Raw genomic sequence first — 16125 nt, forward strand, 5'->3', positions numbered from 1 at the left:
GTCCGCCGCTAGATCCACTAACGTCATCCCGAAGGAATCAGTTAGTTTCACTCGCTCGACTTGCATGTATTAGGCACGCCGCCAGCGTTCGTCCTGAGCCAAGATCAAACTCTCCAAAAAAGTTTGTTTATCATAATTGAAAGAATCAATTAAGTTCTTAGCACTAAAAGCACGCTAGCTTTTAGAATTTCTTTTTAATAGAAAAAACAGGGTTGTTTTTTCTTACATACTGGTTGTTTTGTTCAGTTTTCAAGGAGCAAGTTTGTTTTTTTAACAACTTTTATATAATACCAAAATAACAAAATGAAGTCAATAGTTATTTTGAAAAGTTTTTGTGTAACTCACATGTCTTAATGAGCAACGATTAATAATTTAACATAGATATCAATAGGGTGTCAATAACTTTTTTATATTTTTAGCAAGTTAACTGTTTAGGTAGAATGATGTAACTAATATCCATCATCTGATGGAGTTATTATTTCATGACGCACAAAAAAACTAAGCCACACAACAATACAAGTTTCTGTATGGCTTAGCTCCTATTCTAAAGTACTTATTTTCTTTTTCTTCTATTACCACAACCACAACCCGATTTTTTCCTTCTCTTTCCTTGTGGTTTTGGTGAGGACGAACTTTCTTCTTTCTTTTGTTTAGTCATTAAAACTGTCCTCCTTTTAACATTTTTACTCTACTAAGCGCTGTACAATGGATTCACAAATACCAGCTGCCCCAGCAATTGCTAGTAATGTAATCAGAACATCACTTCCACTAGGCCAAATAACTGTTAAACCAACTAGAAAGGCTGAGCACCAGATACCTGCACACCAATAACAACTTAATAATTCACCAAGCCAATATTGTAAACCTTTCCCTTTAATTTCAATATAATTGATTGTATTTCCATTAGAATCTATCTCTTCAACTTCTTCATGAAAAGGTCTCCTAATAAAATTCGTAATCTTGTCAAACACAACTAGCCTTGTTAATCGGAAAGAGGCTAGAATTAATAACACAAATTCAAACCATCCACTAATCATTTGCTTCATCCTTATTAAAAATTCTAGTTTAAGGGAAGATTTACTTTATAAACAACGTTATAGAAATAGTATATTTTTCACCACTACTATGTGACACTGTTATATACCCAATTGAATCTTTTCGAGATCCTCGTGTTTATATTTCCGCGAGATCAAAAGAAATTACGCGATCGGTCTGAGGATTATAAATAACATTTCCACGTATTTTTAGTTCTTCTTGTTGTTGATGTAGAACAAAGTCAAAAGTTTCTTTGGTTCTTGTAGGAGAGATCTCTGTTTTTCCGACAGATTTGTAATCAGTTACTTCAAAGTCTGGATGACCAACTTGCACTAATTCGAGTAGATACTTGCCCCATTTCTCCTCTTCTAATTCTGGTGATAGGGTTATTTCTACATTTATAACTCCTTGATTTAGATTAGCTCCTAAAGCTTCAAACGCTCTACGATGTATGTTAATTTTATTTTGAGGATATCCTCCCACTTGGTCTACAACTGTTAAAATAACCTCCCTACCAGTTATCGGATTTCTTACTTTTATAGATTCACCACACTGATACGGGGTGTCCTCACCAACTGCAACCGTCATAAACTGGTTAGTGGACCAGGGTAGACCGCATTTTGTAACTTGACCTCCTGAAGTCCATGTTGCTTGACCTTTAATAACTTGTTGACGTTCCTTCTCATTTGAATATAAATACTCAGGATAATATGGATAAACCGGATAAGGATAATATCTATATTCCGAAATATAAGGATTATAATAATAATACATCTCGTTTCCCCCTAAATGTAAATTGTTTCCCATAGCTTGTTAGTCAAGCTAACGAGCTAGTTCTGTATTACATGAATATGAATACAGATGGTTGACCTGTTACAATTTTGGAAAACATATTTAGGATAGAGACAAAATTAGAAGCAAAGAAAGGAAAATAATTAATGAGTGAACAAACTATATATATAAAAGAAGCCACATCTAAACCAGGGATTGTAAAAGTAGAAGATCTCCTGAATCAATTACATGGTATAGAGAGAGTATTGATAGATACCGATGATGGAGAGGTAAGAGTAGAGTTCGATGAAAAGGCCATTTCAAAGGAAAGAATTTTAACAGTCTTAATAGAGAGCAATTTTACTATATTACATTAAGTTGCTTTAAAAAACTGTACAAGGCACTCGATGTATTCTTGTAAGACAGTAGTAAAATACTCATTTATCATTTTTTAGAGATACTCTATCTCCCTTCACTAATTCTCAATAAAAAACTAATAAAAAAGTAAAAAAGCAGTATAGCTAATTGCTACACTGCTTTGTACATATCACGCTAGAACTTCTTGAAGATTATTTTTTTCTATATACTTCTGAGCATAGGGACATTCTGCTACTATCTTTACTTCTTCTTGTCTTGCAAAACTTACAACCTTTTCGACAAGCTGCCCTGCCATGCCTTGTCCCCTTAGTTCATCTGATACATAGGTATGGTCAACCACCAAATTACCAGTAGAATCTTTTTGATAGGTGATTTCAGCTTTTGGTCTCGCTTCATCACCAACAAAAAACTTACCTTGACCCTGTTTAATATCGCCCATTACGCCACCCCTTTATCTGTTTTTTTCCTTATTTTCCATTATAATCTACTGATTATTTTTTTGATAGTTTGTAACCTTCCATCAAATACTCAACAAATTCTTCATCACGTATTAGCCATGTCTGATAATTTCTCTTTATAAATTTTTCACCGTCATCAAAGCTAGGAAATGACAGAGTTAATTCTTTGTGATTTTCTTCTAGCAACCAATATTCATCTTTTCTAAATAATAAATAGTTTTTTCCTTCATTAGAACGGTAAAGTGAACCAAGTGGATTTCCTTTTAAATTAAATTTATTTCTTCTAGCATCTTCTCTAAGGGGGTCCAGATGGAAGGTTTCCTCCACAAATTGTTTGAAAGCTTCACTACTCATCGTACATCCAGAAGCCTTGGAGTGTCCTCCACCACCATATTTTTGGGCAACTACAGATACATCAACATCATCATGAATCGTACGAAAGCCAATACGTCTTCCCCCCATATTGATAATAGCAATGTAATCTAAATGTGGATAATCTTTCCCTAACTCATTTCCAAGTTCTGAGTGATACATTTCTGCGAACACTACACCAGCATAGTAACTATCTATCTTATGTTGAATCAATTCCCTCCTTTTTCTTCGAATGTAGCGCTCTATTTTATTGTCTTCCAACTCAAGAATTTTTTTCTCGAAATCACTAAATTGAAAATGCTCATTATCTTGTAAGCGTTCCAACATAATTTCTACAAACTCGTCGATGGAAATTAAATAGAATAATGAATTTAAACGATGCGCCTCATAGTTATCATTTTCTTCCCATTCCCACGTATCATATTGCCTTATCAACTCCACAAATTCCTCAATTACTGGCTTCGGAGTCAAAAGATTATGCTTAACAAGATATTCATAAAGGAGAGAAGTTGCTGAATTAAGTTTGCCCTCTCCATTTTCAACAACAACATGCCCCCACTCATATTCATTAAAATGCAATGCAGTTTTATGATGATCAATCAATTGTAGATTTCCACCACTTCGGAAATACTCAGCTAGTCTTTTTTCATTTTCTTCATTCACTGATAAATCAGTGATAAATAAGAATGTATCCATATCTTTTTGATCTAAGAACCAAGAAACTTCTTTATCCAACCCACCTACTGAGTTATATCGGATATTTACTTCCTTTCCAAATGCAAGTTTTGCTAATATTCCACAGCCAACACCATCTAAATCATTATGCGAAAGTAATTTATACATGTTCTCACCTCTGATGCTAGTATGTATTATGCGACATAAAAATATGAAAGCTAAACAGAATGAAAATATTAAACCAAGGAGAGAATACTAAGTAAATTCTACTTAAAAGAAGGTGTAACACTTATGAAGCATTTATCATCTTTCCTAATAAAACTTATCATGACTACCTTAATACTTTGGGTAGTGTTAGGTATTTTTTTCGATGTAACACTATCCGATATACTACTCACTAGTTTTATATTAAGTACGGTTTCGTTTATTACCGATGTTTTTATCCTACCAAACGTGTCCAATCTATGGGCTACAATTGGTGACTTTGGTTTAGCACTGGTTGGGGTTTGGCTTATAGGTCAAGGTTTATTCGAAGGGAACTTCTCATTAAGTGACGCATCACTAATATCTGCTGCAATAATCGCACTTGGAGAAATATTCTTTCATCATTATATGAAGAGTAGAGTAATCGACAGAAAACAATATAGTGCACCTAATACCATTACCCTTACTAATCGAATGCAAACGGAATTCAGTAGAGAATTACAAGAAGAAGAAGAAGATAAGTAACCCTATAGACTCAGGAAAGCGGAAGAGCACATTTTACATTCCCTCCACGTAAGTCCACAAAGTGCTAATTAAATTCCCATATGCTAATAGTAATACGGGTGTAAGGAGGGGAATGTAATGGGATACGGTGGAAGAAACAACAATAACTTCGAATTAATTGTTGTTCTATTTATCCTACTAATTATTGTAGGATCATCTTATGTTGGTAGAGGGTACTAACTATAGTAAACGAACGCATTATTTTACTAATGCGTTCGTTTATTGTTCCAACTATTAGGTGAAGTCGCACCTTATAATATCTAGTGATTTGTATACCTTCCTAACAAAAAAATATGCCAGGTTATCGGTTGTTTCGATACCTGGCAATTTTCTATTATTCAAGACCTTCTAAAATTGTTTCTATTTCTGTCATTAACTCCCCAGCTTTTTGCCATTCACCTTGTGAAAGGGCCTCTTGATATGCATCAAATAGTTCAGATACTTCTATTAGAGTATCTTCAGCATTCAGAATTGGTTCGGTGTCCTCCCCATCCTCCGTATCTTCTTGAGAATCATTAGGCTCATTATTTTGCTTACTATCTGGGTCAACAAGTTCGAGAATCCGTGCTAATGCTTTTTCAAAACTCTCTTCCATGACGATATAGTCACTATACGCTACAACTACTTGCTTTACTTCAGGTAGTGAAGTTTCATTGGAAGATTCAATATAAATAGGTTCCACATACAATATCGTATCCTCAATAGGAATAGCTAACAGGTTACCACGAATAACTTCAGATCCACCTTGAGACCACAGATTTAACTGCTGTGAAATAACACTATCCTGGTTAATTCGGTTTTCAATCTGTTGTGGTCCATAAACATTTTTCTGTTTAGGGAAACGATAAACAAACATCTCACCGTAATGTTCTCCATCATTTCTAACACCCATCCACGCAATCATGTTTTGCCTATTTCTAGGTGTAAATGGTTGCATTAATATAAATTCCTCCTCTTCATACTCAGGAAGTTTCATGGTTACAAAATACGGATCCATTTCTACATCTTCATTATAATACTTTTCTGTAGGAATCTGCCATACATCTTCACGATTATAGAAGACTTCTAAGTTAGACATATGGTATGTTCCGTATATAGAGGATTGAACCTTAAATAACATTTCTGGATAGCGAAAATGAGCACGTATGTCTTCAGGAATTTCCTCTTCAAAAAGACTCGGGAACATATTTTGATAGGTCTTTAATAAAGGATCACTTGGATCCACAACATAAAAGTCGACCTCTCCAGTATAAGCGTCAACTACAACCTTTACTGAGTTTCGAATATAATTCGCTCCACTATCCGAATAAGGTTCAGCATATGGATAATGCTCTTCTGTTAAATAAGCATCAATCATCCATGCTAAGCTACCATCTTCTCGAATGAAAATATAAGGGTCCTCATCATAAGTGAAGAATGGCGCAATTCTATCAACGCGATCCATAATATTTCTTGTATGCAGCAATAAACTATCACTACTTATTTGATCAGAAACTAGCATTCGGAAATTAGCTGTATCTAATGCAAATAGCAAGCGGTTCAGCCCTGTCATCGGAATACCATTTTCCGCTTCATAACGAGAGGTAGCATTATCACCACCTTGCGGATAATCGAATTCCTCTTTCTTGCTGTTTACCACAATTTCATCATAAGACTCTTCACCAAAATATATCTGAGGTCGATTAACATCCATAACACCTTGTGGCGGTAAATTATTTAACATGTATTTAGGTTGCCCCTGTGGTGTCACTTGATTTACGTGACTCATTACAACACCATAACCATGTGTATAGCGAAGATTCAGGTTTTCCCAGGTTTTTGCTTGTTCAGATAAATCTTCTGTTCGCAATTCTCTTGCACTTATGAATACTTGTTCGTAATCTCCATCAATCTGATAACGATCAATATCAACATCATTAAAAGCATAGTATGGTCTGATCGTCTGGGTTTGATCATACACATCTTCCAGCGGTCTTACATCATTTATACGGACATTTTCAATCGTCTTCATATTTCTCTCAATCATAGCTGTATCTAGCGAATCATTTACAGGATGCTCCTGCTCTTCTATTCCTAATATTTTATAAGCAGCTCTCGTATACTCTAAATTATGTGCCAAATAAGGCTCTTCTTTTGAGAATTCATTCGGTGAAACAACAAAGCTTTGAACCGCAACACTTGCAAGTTGTCCAACAATAACAAGTACAACGTAAGCAACAATTGGCATTGCCATGGAAAGGATTTTCCCACGATTCATGGATACAATCATCCAAATTGTTCCTATGACTGCCACAGCTGCTAATACATAAGCTTTCGGTATGTTGATTAATTGGTCTGTATAACTTAGCCCATAAACAGCACTTTCTTGAAAGATATTAACCTTATTAGTAAGTATGGTTTCATATGGTGCTAATACATGTAACCCAGCAAGTAGTAAACCAATAAAACCTAATGTCACACCCATATGAATTTGCGCTTTTTTACTTTTACGATACATTCCAAAAACAGAATAAAACCCTGCTTCAAGTAAGAAAAAGAAAATACCCAAACTTAATAAAAGATTTAGCATGATTTTTAATACTGGTAAGGTATACATATAAAAAGATATATCCATATTAAAGTATGGATCAGTTATATTAAATGAAGCTTGATTTAGAAACTTTAATAAAGGTTCCCAACCTATCCCCTGTACGAGTGAACTTCCAAATAAACCAATTACCATGGATATACCAAAAATAATAGCACTACTTTTCTTTTTTTCTAGGATTATAGGTGGCAACTGTTCTTGTTTCAGATGACCAATATACGTACTCCGAACCCAGAAAAATGTTATCATGGATAATACTAAGAAAACGATAAAGCCAATCCCTGCTAGCAATACTTTGCTTCCTAGAATTGTTGTAAATAAGTCACGAAACCCTAAACTATCCATCCAAATAAAATCGGTTATGAAACTAACAGATAAAGCACCGACAATAAATAAAAGAATAATGACTATAAGTGTTATAGATTTTGCTTTTGACATTCTTGGTTTCTTTTTAGAAGTTTTATTCTCAAAAACCGTAAAATCCAAAGTTGTTCCTCCTAATATTTAGTATTAATAAGGTTAATTTCCCTTGCTAATCATAACAGATAATCAGATTGTTTCACTATTATTACGATAAATTTACTAATAAGTTTCACTTTTTTATCAGAGACATGATAATCGATACTAAGGTTATCACACTTAATCTACTATCATCCTATCCAATATTACATCTACTATTTCATTTGAAAATTATAAAATAATAGGCATTGATTGAAAGGAGATTTATATGAATAGCACACTTTCCCCTCTACCTAAAAGTTTCTATATCAAACCAACATTAGAAGTAGCAAAAGATCTCTTGGGATGTGTTTTGGTTAAAATCACAGATGAGGGTATTACATCAGGAGTTATTGTTGAGACGGAAGCTTATCTTGGAGTTAATGATCGTGCGGCTCATAGCTTTCAAAATCGCCGAACCAAACGTACAGAAATCATGTTTCACGAACCTGGCCTAGTTTATACATACCAAATGCACACCCATTGTTTAGTTAATGTAGTCACTGGTGGGTTAGGCATACCAGAAGCTGTATTAATTCGGGCTGTAGAGCCCTTAAGTGGTATCGAGTTAATGTTAAAGAGAAGACCTGTTTCTAATATCAAAAATCTCACAAGTGGTCCTGGCAAACTTACAAAAGCATTAGGGATTACAATGGATGATTATGGAAAAGCCTTTTATAATTCATCTTTGTTTATTGCGGAGGGAAAACAACCATTAACTGTTGAGCAAGGAACAAGAATAGGAATTAATAATTCTGGTGAAGCAAAAGATTATCCGTATCGGTTCTTTATTCCAGGCAACCCATTTGTATCCCGATAACTTGTCTTTTCCAATGCCCTACCATAAGATAAATGTAACAAAATTTTCGAGAGGTGGAACAATTATGTTAACCCATTTTAATGAAGACGGAAGAGCTAAAATGGTTGATATTTCAAATAAAGATAAAACAGTTCGATTAGCAATTGCAAGGTCCAGTATTCAAATGAGTAATCAAGTATATGATGCAATCCGAAATCAGAAGATAAAAAAAGGAGACGTACTCTCTGTAGCACAAGTTGCTGGAATTATGGCAGCAAAACAAACATCCTCACTCATTCCAATGTGTCATCCAATCCCAATTAGTGGGGTAAACATAACATTTCAATGGAATGAACTAACAGAAGCAGAAGCTATAGAATTAGTAATACGTGCAGAAGTAAAAACTGTTGGAAGTACAGGCGTAGAAATGGAAGCATTAACCGCAGCATCCATTTCAGCGTTAACTATTTATGATATGTGTAAAGCTGTTGATAAAAGTATGGTTATCGGTTCAACCTATTTACTTGAAAAAAGTGGGGGTAAGAATGGAGATTATAAAAGGAATGGTTAAAACAATAGGCAGTATTTAAGTGCTAGTTTCTTGCATTCTCTCATTCACTTTTGATAGAAACTGTGCGGCTAATAATTTATTATGGGAGCAACATACCCGCTACGGAAATACACTCCGCTTTCCGCGGGCGGCTGGTGAGCCTCCTCGTGCTATCGCACTGCGGGGTCTCACCGATGCCTATCCTCCCGCAGGACAAGGAACGCTACGAAAGGGATACATCGCACGCAGAAAAAGTGATTTTCTTTTTCAAGGAGTCTCCGTGTATTTTCTACGCTAGTGTTGAGTGAATAAGAGCAATTGAACCACATAAAAGCAAAACATAATTCAATAACTAACAATAATTAGAAAACTAAACCAGCGCAGGCAGAATTCGGAGACTCCTGCGGGAATAGCACGTGTCCGAAGACCCCGCAGAGGTGGTCTTTCCTCGAGGAGGCTGAGGCCGGGCCCGCGGAAAGCGGAGTATTCTGCCGGAGCGGTAACATACCACTATCCCGACTTAATTATAGCAGTTAACAGTCTACCGCACTGTTTGTATAAATTATGTAATTCACAATTATTTTAGAGCAACTAGTAGTAAATTAAAGATATTCACATGGAATAATGAATGCCTCTAATCGTTAACACATCACACCTAATTTAAATCCTTGGTAACTTCCCTAACAGCATGTCCAAGCTCCGGCAGAATCAGTCTTTCCATAGCCAATTCTACTGCTCCACTTGAACCCGGTGTTGAAAAAACCACTCGGTTATTGATTACACCTGCAATGGCCCTTGATAACATACTCGCAGAACCAATGTCTAGTTGATAACTAAGCATACGGAATAGCTCTCCAAAACCTGGTATCTGCTTGGCGAACAACGGCTGAAGTGCTTCAATAGTCACATCACGATTAGAGATCCCCGTACCACCATTTATGAGTACCGCTTCTACTTCATTACTTGCTGTTACACCTTTTACAGTTTCTTGTATTACTGTTTTCTCGTCTGGAATGATGCTGTATTGGAGAACCTTATGTCCCCCATTTTCCAGAAATTCAATCATTAGTTTACCACTTTTGTCTGTTTCTTTTGTTCTAGTGTCACTAACCGTAATTACCGCACATTTTACAGAACGTTTAGCAAGTCTCTTATGGTCCTTTAACATATTTCCCCTCCTAACTATCCTTAACTTGATACTTACGTAAATCATCTTGATAATTAATATTTCGAAAGGGTTCTTCACAATCCATTTCTATAAATTTAACTTTACTTTTTGTAAATAATTGTTTAGGGGAGAGTTCTTGATTCGCAAGCTGCTCTCTTATTCTCTCCTTCATCGTACAATGGAAAGCGGAAATGAGCGGCTGCATTCTCCCCTTTACAATAGGAACAACTATTTCGTTACCAACTTCTATATTCTCGAGAAGAGTTTTATAAACCAATTCATCCATAAATGGTACATCAATAGGGGAAATAAGATACCATTCCGCTTCGACAGAATCCATCCCAGAATAAATACCTGCAAGTGGTCCAAGTCCTGCATATAATGGATCATCAACAATTAGTTTAAGATTAGGAATCTCATGCTTGAACTCATCCACTATATCGTTATTAGATACTAGTACAATGGATTTTACAAATGGCTTCATCACGTTAATGGAGTACTTATAAAACGGGATACCTTCGAGTAATGCAAACGCTTTTGGTGTACCGAATCTTCTTGACTGTCCACCTGCTAATACTATTCCAGCAATTTCAAGATTCATCTTATTTCTCCTTGTACATAATGGTGTTGATATAACCACTCACATATACCACCTGTATTCTCCAGTCGAAATATAGATGTATCTTTATTTTCTATATGTATATCACAAGGCTTTATTATACCGATAATATTTGTAAGACTAGTTAACAAAGATACGTCATCTTGATTCCGAAGAAGGACTAACTTGGGATAAGCAAGTTCCTTAAATCCTTCTAAGATTAGGAATTCTATTTTTAAATATTGGTAGACGGCAAGCATATCCTCAATCTCCCATTTATTTACATGAGACAACTGAAATATATTTTCACCTAGTACACCTGCAATTTTAGAACCCGCTTTTTGGTGTTGAGCGCTATCTGTGAACTCCATTCCAAGTGGTGTTCCACCGTGTCCATGATGTTTGAGTGAGCCGACTTTAATACCTTTACTAGTAAAGTAACGAATTATTTCTTTAGAAATAGTCGTTTTTCCACTGTTTTTGTAACCCACTACCTGTAGTATTTTCATTTATTATCCACCACTAACTGGTGGAATTAGGGCAACTACATCTCCACTCGAGAGTATATCATCTGGTAAAGCATATTCTTCATTTACAGCTGTCATAACATGATCAATTTGAGGTAAATTGTAGGCGATTTTAAGTTGTTCTTTTAACTCTGTAACGGAAATATTTGAAGCTTCGACTTCAATCATTTCCTTCCCTAATGATTCTTGAAGTTGTGCAAAAAGCAGAACTGTAATCATTCTTCTATATCCCCCTTCATAGATATAGATGGTACACCATTAGGATAGGCTACTTTTTCTAATTGGTCGCCAATCCAAATTTCACCATCTTCCCAATGCTCTTTTTTCCAAATTGGAACAATTTGTTTTATTCTTTCGATCGCATATTCATTTGCTTCGTATGCCGCCTTTCGATGTGGAGAAGAGACGACAATTGCAACAGCCACTTCTGAAATGTCTAGTTTCCCAATTCGGTGAGTAATAGCAACTTCTGTATTTTCCCATCTATCTTTTATCTCTCTTCCAATTTGAGCTAACTTCTTAACCGCCATTGGTTTATAGGCTTGGTATTCCAGATAAAGGGTCCTTCTCCCCTTTGTCCATTCTCGAACTGTTCCAAGGAAAGTGGTAATCGCACCTGCTTCACTTCTGGTAACTTTTTGAATCAATTCCTCAACCCGAATTGGTTCCTCTACGATAGAAAAGAAGTCATTATCCATGACGCATACCCCTTCGCGAAATAATATCGTTTTGTATAAATGTCTCCAAGGTTGTACCTTCCTGATCTTCTAGTAGAATAACCGACACATCCATTCCCGCTTCATATCCCCTTGTTCCTCCTGGAAGTTGAATTAATATGTCTGCATGACCTAGCGATGAAACTACATTTGATTTATCTAAACCGACTGGGATGGCTACTAATCTACCATGTTTAATTTCTAAATGTCCTCTTACAAACCGGTCAAATGGGTTTGCTTTTTTGAAATCAATCCCTAGTACAGCTATCTCTTTCTTCAAAATTGGTTTCTTAGTATGTAAGAACTCCCGAATTATTGGTCTAGTAAAAAGTTCAAACCCTACGTAACAAGCTGATGGGTTGCCAGATAAACCAAACATTAACTTGCCATTTAGTTCTGCAACAGTTGTGACACTGCCGGGACGCATCGCTATCTTATTGAATAGAACATTCGCCCCTAATTTTTCATAAATTGCTGGTAAATAATCATAGTCACCTACCGATACCCCTCCCGTTGTAAGGAGAATATCTACTTTAGATAACGCTTCTGATACTTGATGGAAGCATGTATCAAAATCATCGCTAAATTGACCTAAATAGATTGGGTTTCCACCTGCGCGTTTTACTTGAGCATAGACCATATAAGCATTACTATTGCGTATTTTACCCGGTTCAAGTGGTTGATCGACCTCGAGTAACTCACTACCTGTTGCAATTATCCCAACATTAGGTTTTATACTAACTGGTACCTTTTTATATCCAAATGTTGCCAAAAGGGCTACAATTCCCGGATTTATATATGTGCCCTTTGATGCTAGAATTGTTCCCTTTTTGGTATCTTCACCAATAAATGAAATATTTTCACCTACTTTTGAGGGGCGCTTCAATTCAAAGTAAGATTTACCACCTATTTCCAATTCATTAGCTAATTCAAGCATCACAACAGCATCACACGCCTCAGGTAGTTGTGCACCTGTCATAATTCGAACTGCTTGCTTTTCTTCTACATGCTTATCAAATACACTTCCTGCACCAATCTCTCCAATCACTTCAAATGTGACCGGATTACTTCTAGAAGCACCTGCTGTATCTTCAGCACGAACTGCAAAACCATCATATGGTGAGCGGTCAAAATAAGGAATGTCATGATCGGCAATTAAATCTTTTCCTAGAAAACGCCCAAATGAGTCTTCAATAGAAACAAATTGAACACTCCCACTTTTTTTATACTTCAACACCCTTTGTAACGCATCTATTACTTTGATAGGTTTTCTTCTTTCAACCATCTTGTATCCTCCCTATCCAACTAGCTGATAATAAATATTCCTCGCTTTTTCAGTAGAGTCAGTTCCATGAATTAGAACCCGACCATCATGAAAAATCACTACCCGATATCCCTCGTATTGTAAAGATAATAAAAATTCATTTTGATTTACAATGCCTATCCTCTTTAAGCGATTTGCTAATTCTTCAAGATGAACCTCTCTCCTAGCTCTTACCTGTACCGTATTCCTACCACATAGCACTTCCATCTTCGTCTGTGCATCATAGGTAAGAGTTGGATATACTGGGTTCTCTCCACAGGTTGGACATGAGTCCTTTTGGGCACGCTTCATATTCATTGTATGATAAAGATTTTTCCACATATCAAAGGTAACTAAATTTGTACGTAGTGCACCGTAATCCTCTACCAATATCTTTAAAGCCTCTGCTTGTTGGTGAGCAACAACCATCTGAACAGTAGGAGCAATAATCCCCACAGAATCACAAGTTGCACCTGATACAGGTGTTGCATCAAGTATACATTGTAGACATGGACTATTACCTGGTAGGATGGTATAACTCATTCCTGTGCTTCCAACGCAAGAGCCAAATATCCAAGGTACCTGGTATTGATGAATTAAGTCATTCATGATGAACCGTATATCAAAATTATCGGTAGCATCTATAACTAAATCCGCTTCGATTACGAGTGGTACTAAATTAACACTAGTTCCATCCATCACATAACTTCTAATGTCCACACTAGAGTTAATTTTAGCTAAATGTTCTTTTGCAGCAACAGCTTTTGGTAATTGCTCCAAGCAATCTTGCTCTGTAAACAACTGCTGTCTTTGGAGATTACTAGCTTCTACATAATCACGATCAACAATTGTTAACTTGCCAATACCAGCTCGTACTAAACCTTCTGCGTTGGCTGTACCTAATGCACCGCAGCCAATGATCAGTACATGTTTTTTAGAAATAAGTTCTTGTCCATTCATTCCAATAGGATTAAATAATATTTGCCTGGAGTATCTATCTTTCATCGTATTACCTCACTTAGCCACCAATATAGGACATTTCAATTCTATCTTTATTCTTTGCTGATTCTTCCGTTCTCTCATCAGAGTAGCGGTCTGTTCTATTATTCCAGAGAGCAATAATTTGCTTAATGACCTCATCATCATTCACACCAGAACGAAGCAACTCTTTAAAATCAAATCCTTTTGAAGCAAATAGACAGGTATAGAGTTTTCCATCTGCTGCAATTCGTGCCCTTGTACAAGTAGAACAAAATGATTCTGAAACAGACGTTATGAAGCCTACCTCCGTATCTGTTCCAATATAACGATAGCGCTTTGCCACTTCGCCAATATAATCAGGATCTATTGGCTCTAATTCAAATTCACGGGATAATTCATTGAAGATTTGCTTCTTTGTAATGACCTTACTAAAGTCCCAACCGTTTGTCTTACCGACATCCATAAATTCTATGTAACGAAGCGTTACACCTTTGTCCTTAAAGAAGCGAGCCATTGGAACGATTTCAACTTCATTCATTCCTTTTTTTACAACCATATTGACTTTTACTTCTAACCCAATTTCTACTGCTTTATCAATACCTCTCAGCACTTTTTCAGTATTAATACCACTATCATTAATAGATTGAAATAATTGATTATCTAAAGCATCTAGACTAACATTAATACGCTTTAACCCTGCATCCTTTAAATCACTAGCCATTTTCTCTAGTAAAGTAGCATTTGTAGTTAATCCGATATCCTCTAAACCATCAATAACTGATAATTTACCTATCAAATCTGGTAAATTTCTTCGTAACAGTGGTTCTCCGCCTGTTAAACGTATTTTCTTTACACCTAACTGAACAAAAGCTTTTGCTAGTCTCTCTATCTCTTCAAACGAAAGTAAATCGTTCTTGGGTAAGAATGGATAATCACGACCAAATATCTCTTTAGGCATACAATATGTACAACGAAAATTACAGCGATCTGTTACAGAAATACGCAAATCCTGTAAGGGCCGACCAAATTTATCCGTTACAATCATGACGACAGGCCTCCTTTTATTACTTAACTACTAACCTATGATAAAGAGCTGTATTTCATCACTAAACACAGCTCTACATCATTTATTTTGTATAGGATTCCATATCCAATTCTACAATCCGATGTGGATGTGTATAGACATTCATTTTATTCTCACGGGCAAAACCTATCGCTGTAATTCCCAACTCATTTGCCAAGTTCAGTGCTAGGTCAGTAGGTGCAGATTTCGATAATAATATTCCTACTCCAATTTTGGATACTTTCAATAGCACTTCAGAGGAGATACGACCACTAAATACTATTAATTTATCATTTAGAGTTATTTTTTGCTCTAGTACTGTACCATAGATTTTATCTAATGCATTATGTCTACCGATATCAGTTCGAACCTCAAGTAGACTTTCCGGTGTTGCAAGTGCTGCATTATGAACACCGCCTGTTCTTCTAAATTGTTCAGAGCGTAACTGCAATTCCTTCATAAGATTATAGCATTGTTCTGCGCTAATGAGAATTTTACTCGTAACAGTTTTAGCCGTTTTTGCGTCACTTTTAAAATAAAATTGTCTACTTTTACCACAGCACGACCCGATGAAGCGTTTGGAGTGTTCTATACTTGCTTGATTGATTTCTCGATATAACTCCACATATGCAAACCCCATTGCTTCATCAATGAACATGTTTTTTATCTCCTCATACAACCGAATAATACCTTCTGAGGCAAGAAAACCAACAATTAATTCTTCCATACTAGTTGGAGAACAAACCATCGTAGCAAATTCTTCACCATTAAGAATAATAGTTAGAGGAAACTCTTCAACAATTTCCTCCTCCATTCTAGTTGCTTCTGTACCATTAAAACGAATGATTTCAAAAGGTTCTTGTTTTACCTCATTCATA

19 protein-coding genes are annotated in these 16125 nt (G+C 36.0%); 5 read left to right on the plus strand and 14 right to left on the minus strand.

The window, feature by feature from the left end; genetic code table 11:
- Positions 1 to 683: 683 nt before the first annotated feature.
- Positions 684 to 1037, minus strand: coding sequence for a DUF1360 domain-containing protein (locus tag BN999_RS04065; RefSeq protein WP_096270106.1), 354 nt, complete (start codon positions 1035 to 1037; stop codon positions 684 to 686).
- A 136-nt stretch (positions 1038 to 1173) separates the two neighbouring features.
- A complete protein-coding gene (locus tag BN999_RS04070; RefSeq protein ID WP_096270107.1) occupies positions 1174 to 1809 on the minus strand; it encodes a DUF3889 domain-containing protein in 636 nt (211 codons plus the stop codon).
- A gap of 164 nt (positions 1810 to 1973) precedes the next feature.
- Between BN999_RS04070 and BN999_RS04075 the strand changes: the two genes are divergently transcribed.
- Entirely contained in the window at positions 1974 to 2183 is a 210-nt protein-coding gene (locus BN999_RS04075; RefSeq protein WP_096270108.1) for a heavy-metal-associated domain-containing protein, read from the plus strand.
- A gap of 170 nt (positions 2184 to 2353) precedes the next feature.
- Here the strand turns inward: BN999_RS04075 and BN999_RS04080 are convergent, their stop codons facing one another.
- Both BN999_RS04080 and BN999_RS04085 read right to left on the minus strand, forming a co-directional pair.
- Positions 2354 to 2623 (minus strand): GNAT family N-acetyltransferase, encoded by a 270-nt coding sequence (locus BN999_RS04080; RefSeq protein ID WP_096270109.1) that lies wholly within the window; start codon positions 2621 to 2623, stop codon positions 2354 to 2356.
- Between the two features lie 52 nt (positions 2624 to 2675).
- The gene (locus BN999_RS04085; protein WP_096270110.1) at positions 2676 to 3857 is read right to left on the minus strand and encodes a DHH family phosphoesterase; all 1182 of its coding nucleotides are present in this window, start codon (positions 3855 to 3857) and stop codon (positions 2676 to 2678) included.
- A 123-nt stretch (positions 3858 to 3980) separates the two neighbouring features.
- Here BN999_RS04085 and BN999_RS04090 point away from each other — a divergent pair, with 123 nt between their 5' ends.
- Positions 3981 to 4418, plus strand: coding sequence for a YndM family protein (locus BN999_RS04090; RefSeq protein ID WP_096270111.1), 438 nt, complete (start codon positions 3981 to 3983; stop codon positions 4416 to 4418).
- A 117-nt stretch (positions 4419 to 4535) separates the two neighbouring features.
- Positions 4536 to 4637: a YjcZ family sporulation protein gene (locus BN999_RS04095; protein WP_096270112.1), complete on the plus strand. Its 102-nt coding sequence runs from the start codon at positions 4536 to 4538 to the stop codon at positions 4635 to 4637.
- A 154-nt stretch (positions 4638 to 4791) separates the two neighbouring features.
- Here the strand turns inward: BN999_RS04095 and BN999_RS04100 are convergent, their stop codons facing one another.
- Positions 4792 to 7530 (minus strand): UPF0182 family membrane protein, encoded by a 2739-nt coding sequence (locus tag BN999_RS04100; protein ID WP_096270113.1) that lies wholly within the window; start codon positions 7528 to 7530, stop codon positions 4792 to 4794.
- 241 nt (positions 7531 to 7771) lie between these two features.
- Here BN999_RS04100 and BN999_RS04105 point away from each other — a divergent pair, with 241 nt between their 5' ends.
- Positions 7772 to 8362, plus strand: a complete 591-nt coding sequence (locus BN999_RS04105; RefSeq protein ID WP_096270114.1) for a DNA-3-methyladenine glycosylase — start codon at positions 7772 to 7774, stop codon at positions 8360 to 8362.
- A 64-nt stretch (positions 8363 to 8426) separates the two neighbouring features.
- Positions 8427 to 8912 (plus strand): cyclic pyranopterin monophosphate synthase MoaC, encoded by a 486-nt coding sequence (moaC, locus tag BN999_RS04110; RefSeq protein ID WP_096270115.1) that lies wholly within the window; start codon positions 8427 to 8429, stop codon positions 8910 to 8912.
- 634 nt (positions 8913 to 9546) lie between these two features.
- On the opposite strand, the gene BN999_RS04115 is transcribed toward moaC, so the two are convergent.
- From BN999_RS04115 to fdhD, 9 genes are all read right to left on the minus strand, one after another.
- On the minus strand, positions 9547 to 10059 hold the full coding sequence (locus BN999_RS04115) for a MogA/MoaB family molybdenum cofactor biosynthesis protein (RefSeq protein ID WP_096270116.1): 513 nt from the start codon (positions 10057 to 10059) through the stop codon (positions 9547 to 9549).
- Between the two features lie 10 nt (positions 10060 to 10069).
- Entirely contained in the window at positions 10070 to 10660 is a 591-nt protein-coding gene (gene mobA / locus BN999_RS04120) for a molybdenum cofactor guanylyltransferase (protein WP_096270117.1), read from the minus strand.
- The gene (gene mobB / locus BN999_RS04125) at positions 10657 to 11166 is read right to left on the minus strand and encodes a molybdopterin-guanine dinucleotide biosynthesis protein B (RefSeq protein ID WP_096270118.1); all 510 of its coding nucleotides are present in this window, start codon (positions 11164 to 11166) and stop codon (positions 10657 to 10659) included. The genes mobA and mobB overlap by 4 nt, the downstream gene beginning before the upstream one ends.
- 3 nt (positions 11167 to 11169) lie before the next feature.
- Positions 11170 to 11403, minus strand: coding sequence for a molybdopterin converting factor subunit 1 (gene moaD / locus BN999_RS04130; RefSeq protein WP_096270119.1), 234 nt, complete (start codon positions 11401 to 11403; stop codon positions 11170 to 11172).
- Complete coding sequence (locus tag BN999_RS04135; protein ID WP_096270120.1) at positions 11400 to 11882, minus strand: molybdenum cofactor biosynthesis protein MoaE; 483 nt, start codon at positions 11880 to 11882, stop codon at positions 11400 to 11402. Before BN999_RS04135 ends, moaD begins: the two co-directional genes overlap by 4 nt.
- Entirely contained in the window at positions 11875 to 13185 is a 1311-nt protein-coding gene (locus BN999_RS04140) for a molybdopterin molybdotransferase MoeA (protein WP_096270121.1), read from the minus strand. Before BN999_RS04140 ends, BN999_RS04135 begins: the two co-directional genes overlap by 8 nt.
- 12 nt (positions 13186 to 13197) lie before the next feature.
- Entirely contained in the window at positions 13198 to 14208 is a 1011-nt protein-coding gene (locus tag BN999_RS04145) for a MoeB/ThiF family adenylyltransferase (RefSeq protein WP_096270122.1), read from the minus strand.
- A gap of 13 nt (positions 14209 to 14221) precedes the next feature.
- Positions 14222 to 15229 (minus strand): GTP 3',8-cyclase MoaA, encoded by a 1008-nt coding sequence (moaA, locus tag BN999_RS04150; RefSeq protein WP_096270123.1) that lies wholly within the window; start codon positions 15227 to 15229, stop codon positions 14222 to 14224.
- Between the two features lie 82 nt (positions 15230 to 15311).
- The gene (gene fdhD, locus BN999_RS04155) at positions 15312 to 16124 is read right to left on the minus strand and encodes a formate dehydrogenase accessory sulfurtransferase FdhD (protein ID WP_096270124.1); all 813 of its coding nucleotides are present in this window, start codon (positions 16122 to 16124) and stop codon (positions 15312 to 15314) included.
- Position 16125: the final 1 nt, after the last annotated feature.

Source organism: Paucisalibacillus globulus (genome assembly GCF_900184735.1).
Classification (GTDB): Bacteria; Bacillota; Bacilli; order Bacillales; family Amphibacillaceae; genus Ornithinibacillus; species Ornithinibacillus globulus_B.

Coding starts and splice junctions, on each gene's coding strand:
- BN999_RS04065 (WP_096270106.1), bottom strand. CDS start 1,037: ATGATTAGTGGATGGTTTGAATTTGTGTTATTAATTCTAGCCTCTTTC.
- BN999_RS04070 (WP_096270107.1), bottom strand. CDS start 1,809: ATGTATTATTATTATAATCCTTATATTTCGGAATATAGATATTATCCT.
- BN999_RS04075 (WP_096270108.1), top strand. CDS start 1,974: ATGAGTGAACAAACTATATATATAAAAGAAGCCACATCTAAACCAGGG.
- BN999_RS04080 (WP_096270109.1), bottom strand. CDS start 2,623: ATGGGCGATATTAAACAGGGTCAAGGTAAGTTTTTTGTTGGTGATGAA.
- BN999_RS04085 (WP_096270110.1), bottom strand. CDS start 3,857: ATGTATAAATTACTTTCGCATAATGATTTAGATGGTGTTGGCTGTGGA.
- BN999_RS04090 (WP_096270111.1), top strand. CDS start 3,981: ATGAAGCATTTATCATCTTTCCTAATAAAACTTATCATGACTACCTTA.
- BN999_RS04095 (WP_096270112.1), top strand. CDS start 4,536: ATGGGATACGGTGGAAGAAACAACAATAACTTCGAATTAATTGTTGTT.
- BN999_RS04105 (WP_096270114.1), top strand. CDS start 7,772: ATGAATAGCACACTTTCCCCTCTACCTAAAAGTTTCTATATCAAACCA.
- moaC (WP_096270115.1), top strand. CDS start 8,427: ATGTTAACCCATTTTAATGAAGACGGAAGAGCTAAAATGGTTGATATT.
- BN999_RS04115 (WP_096270116.1), bottom strand. CDS start 10,059: ATGTTAAAGGACCATAAGAGACTTGCTAAACGTTCTGTAAAATGTGCG.
- mobA (WP_096270117.1), bottom strand. CDS start 10,660: ATGAATCTTGAAATTGCTGGAATAGTATTAGCAGGTGGACAGTCAAGA.
- mobB (WP_096270118.1), bottom strand. CDS start 11,166: ATGAAAATACTACAGGTAGTGGGTTACAAAAACAGTGGAAAAACGACT.
- moaD (WP_096270119.1), bottom strand. CDS start 11,403: ATGATTACAGTTCTGCTTTTTGCACAACTTCAAGAATCATTAGGGAAG.
- BN999_RS04135 (WP_096270120.1), bottom strand. CDS start 11,882: ATGGATAATGACTTCTTTTCTATCGTAGAGGAACCAATTCGGGTTGAG.
- BN999_RS04140 (WP_096270121.1), bottom strand. CDS start 13,185: ATGGTTGAAAGAAGAAAACCTATCAAAGTAATAGATGCGTTACAAAGG.
- BN999_RS04145 (WP_096270122.1), bottom strand. CDS start 14,208: ATGAAAGATAGATACTCCAGGCAAATATTATTTAATCCTATTGGAATG.
- moaA (WP_096270123.1), bottom strand. CDS start 15,229: ATGATTGTAACGGATAAATTTGGTCGGCCCTTACAGGATTTGCGTATT.
- fdhD (WP_096270124.1), bottom strand. CDS start 16,124: ATGAATGAGGTAAAACAAGAACCTTTTGAAATCATTCGTTTTAATGGT.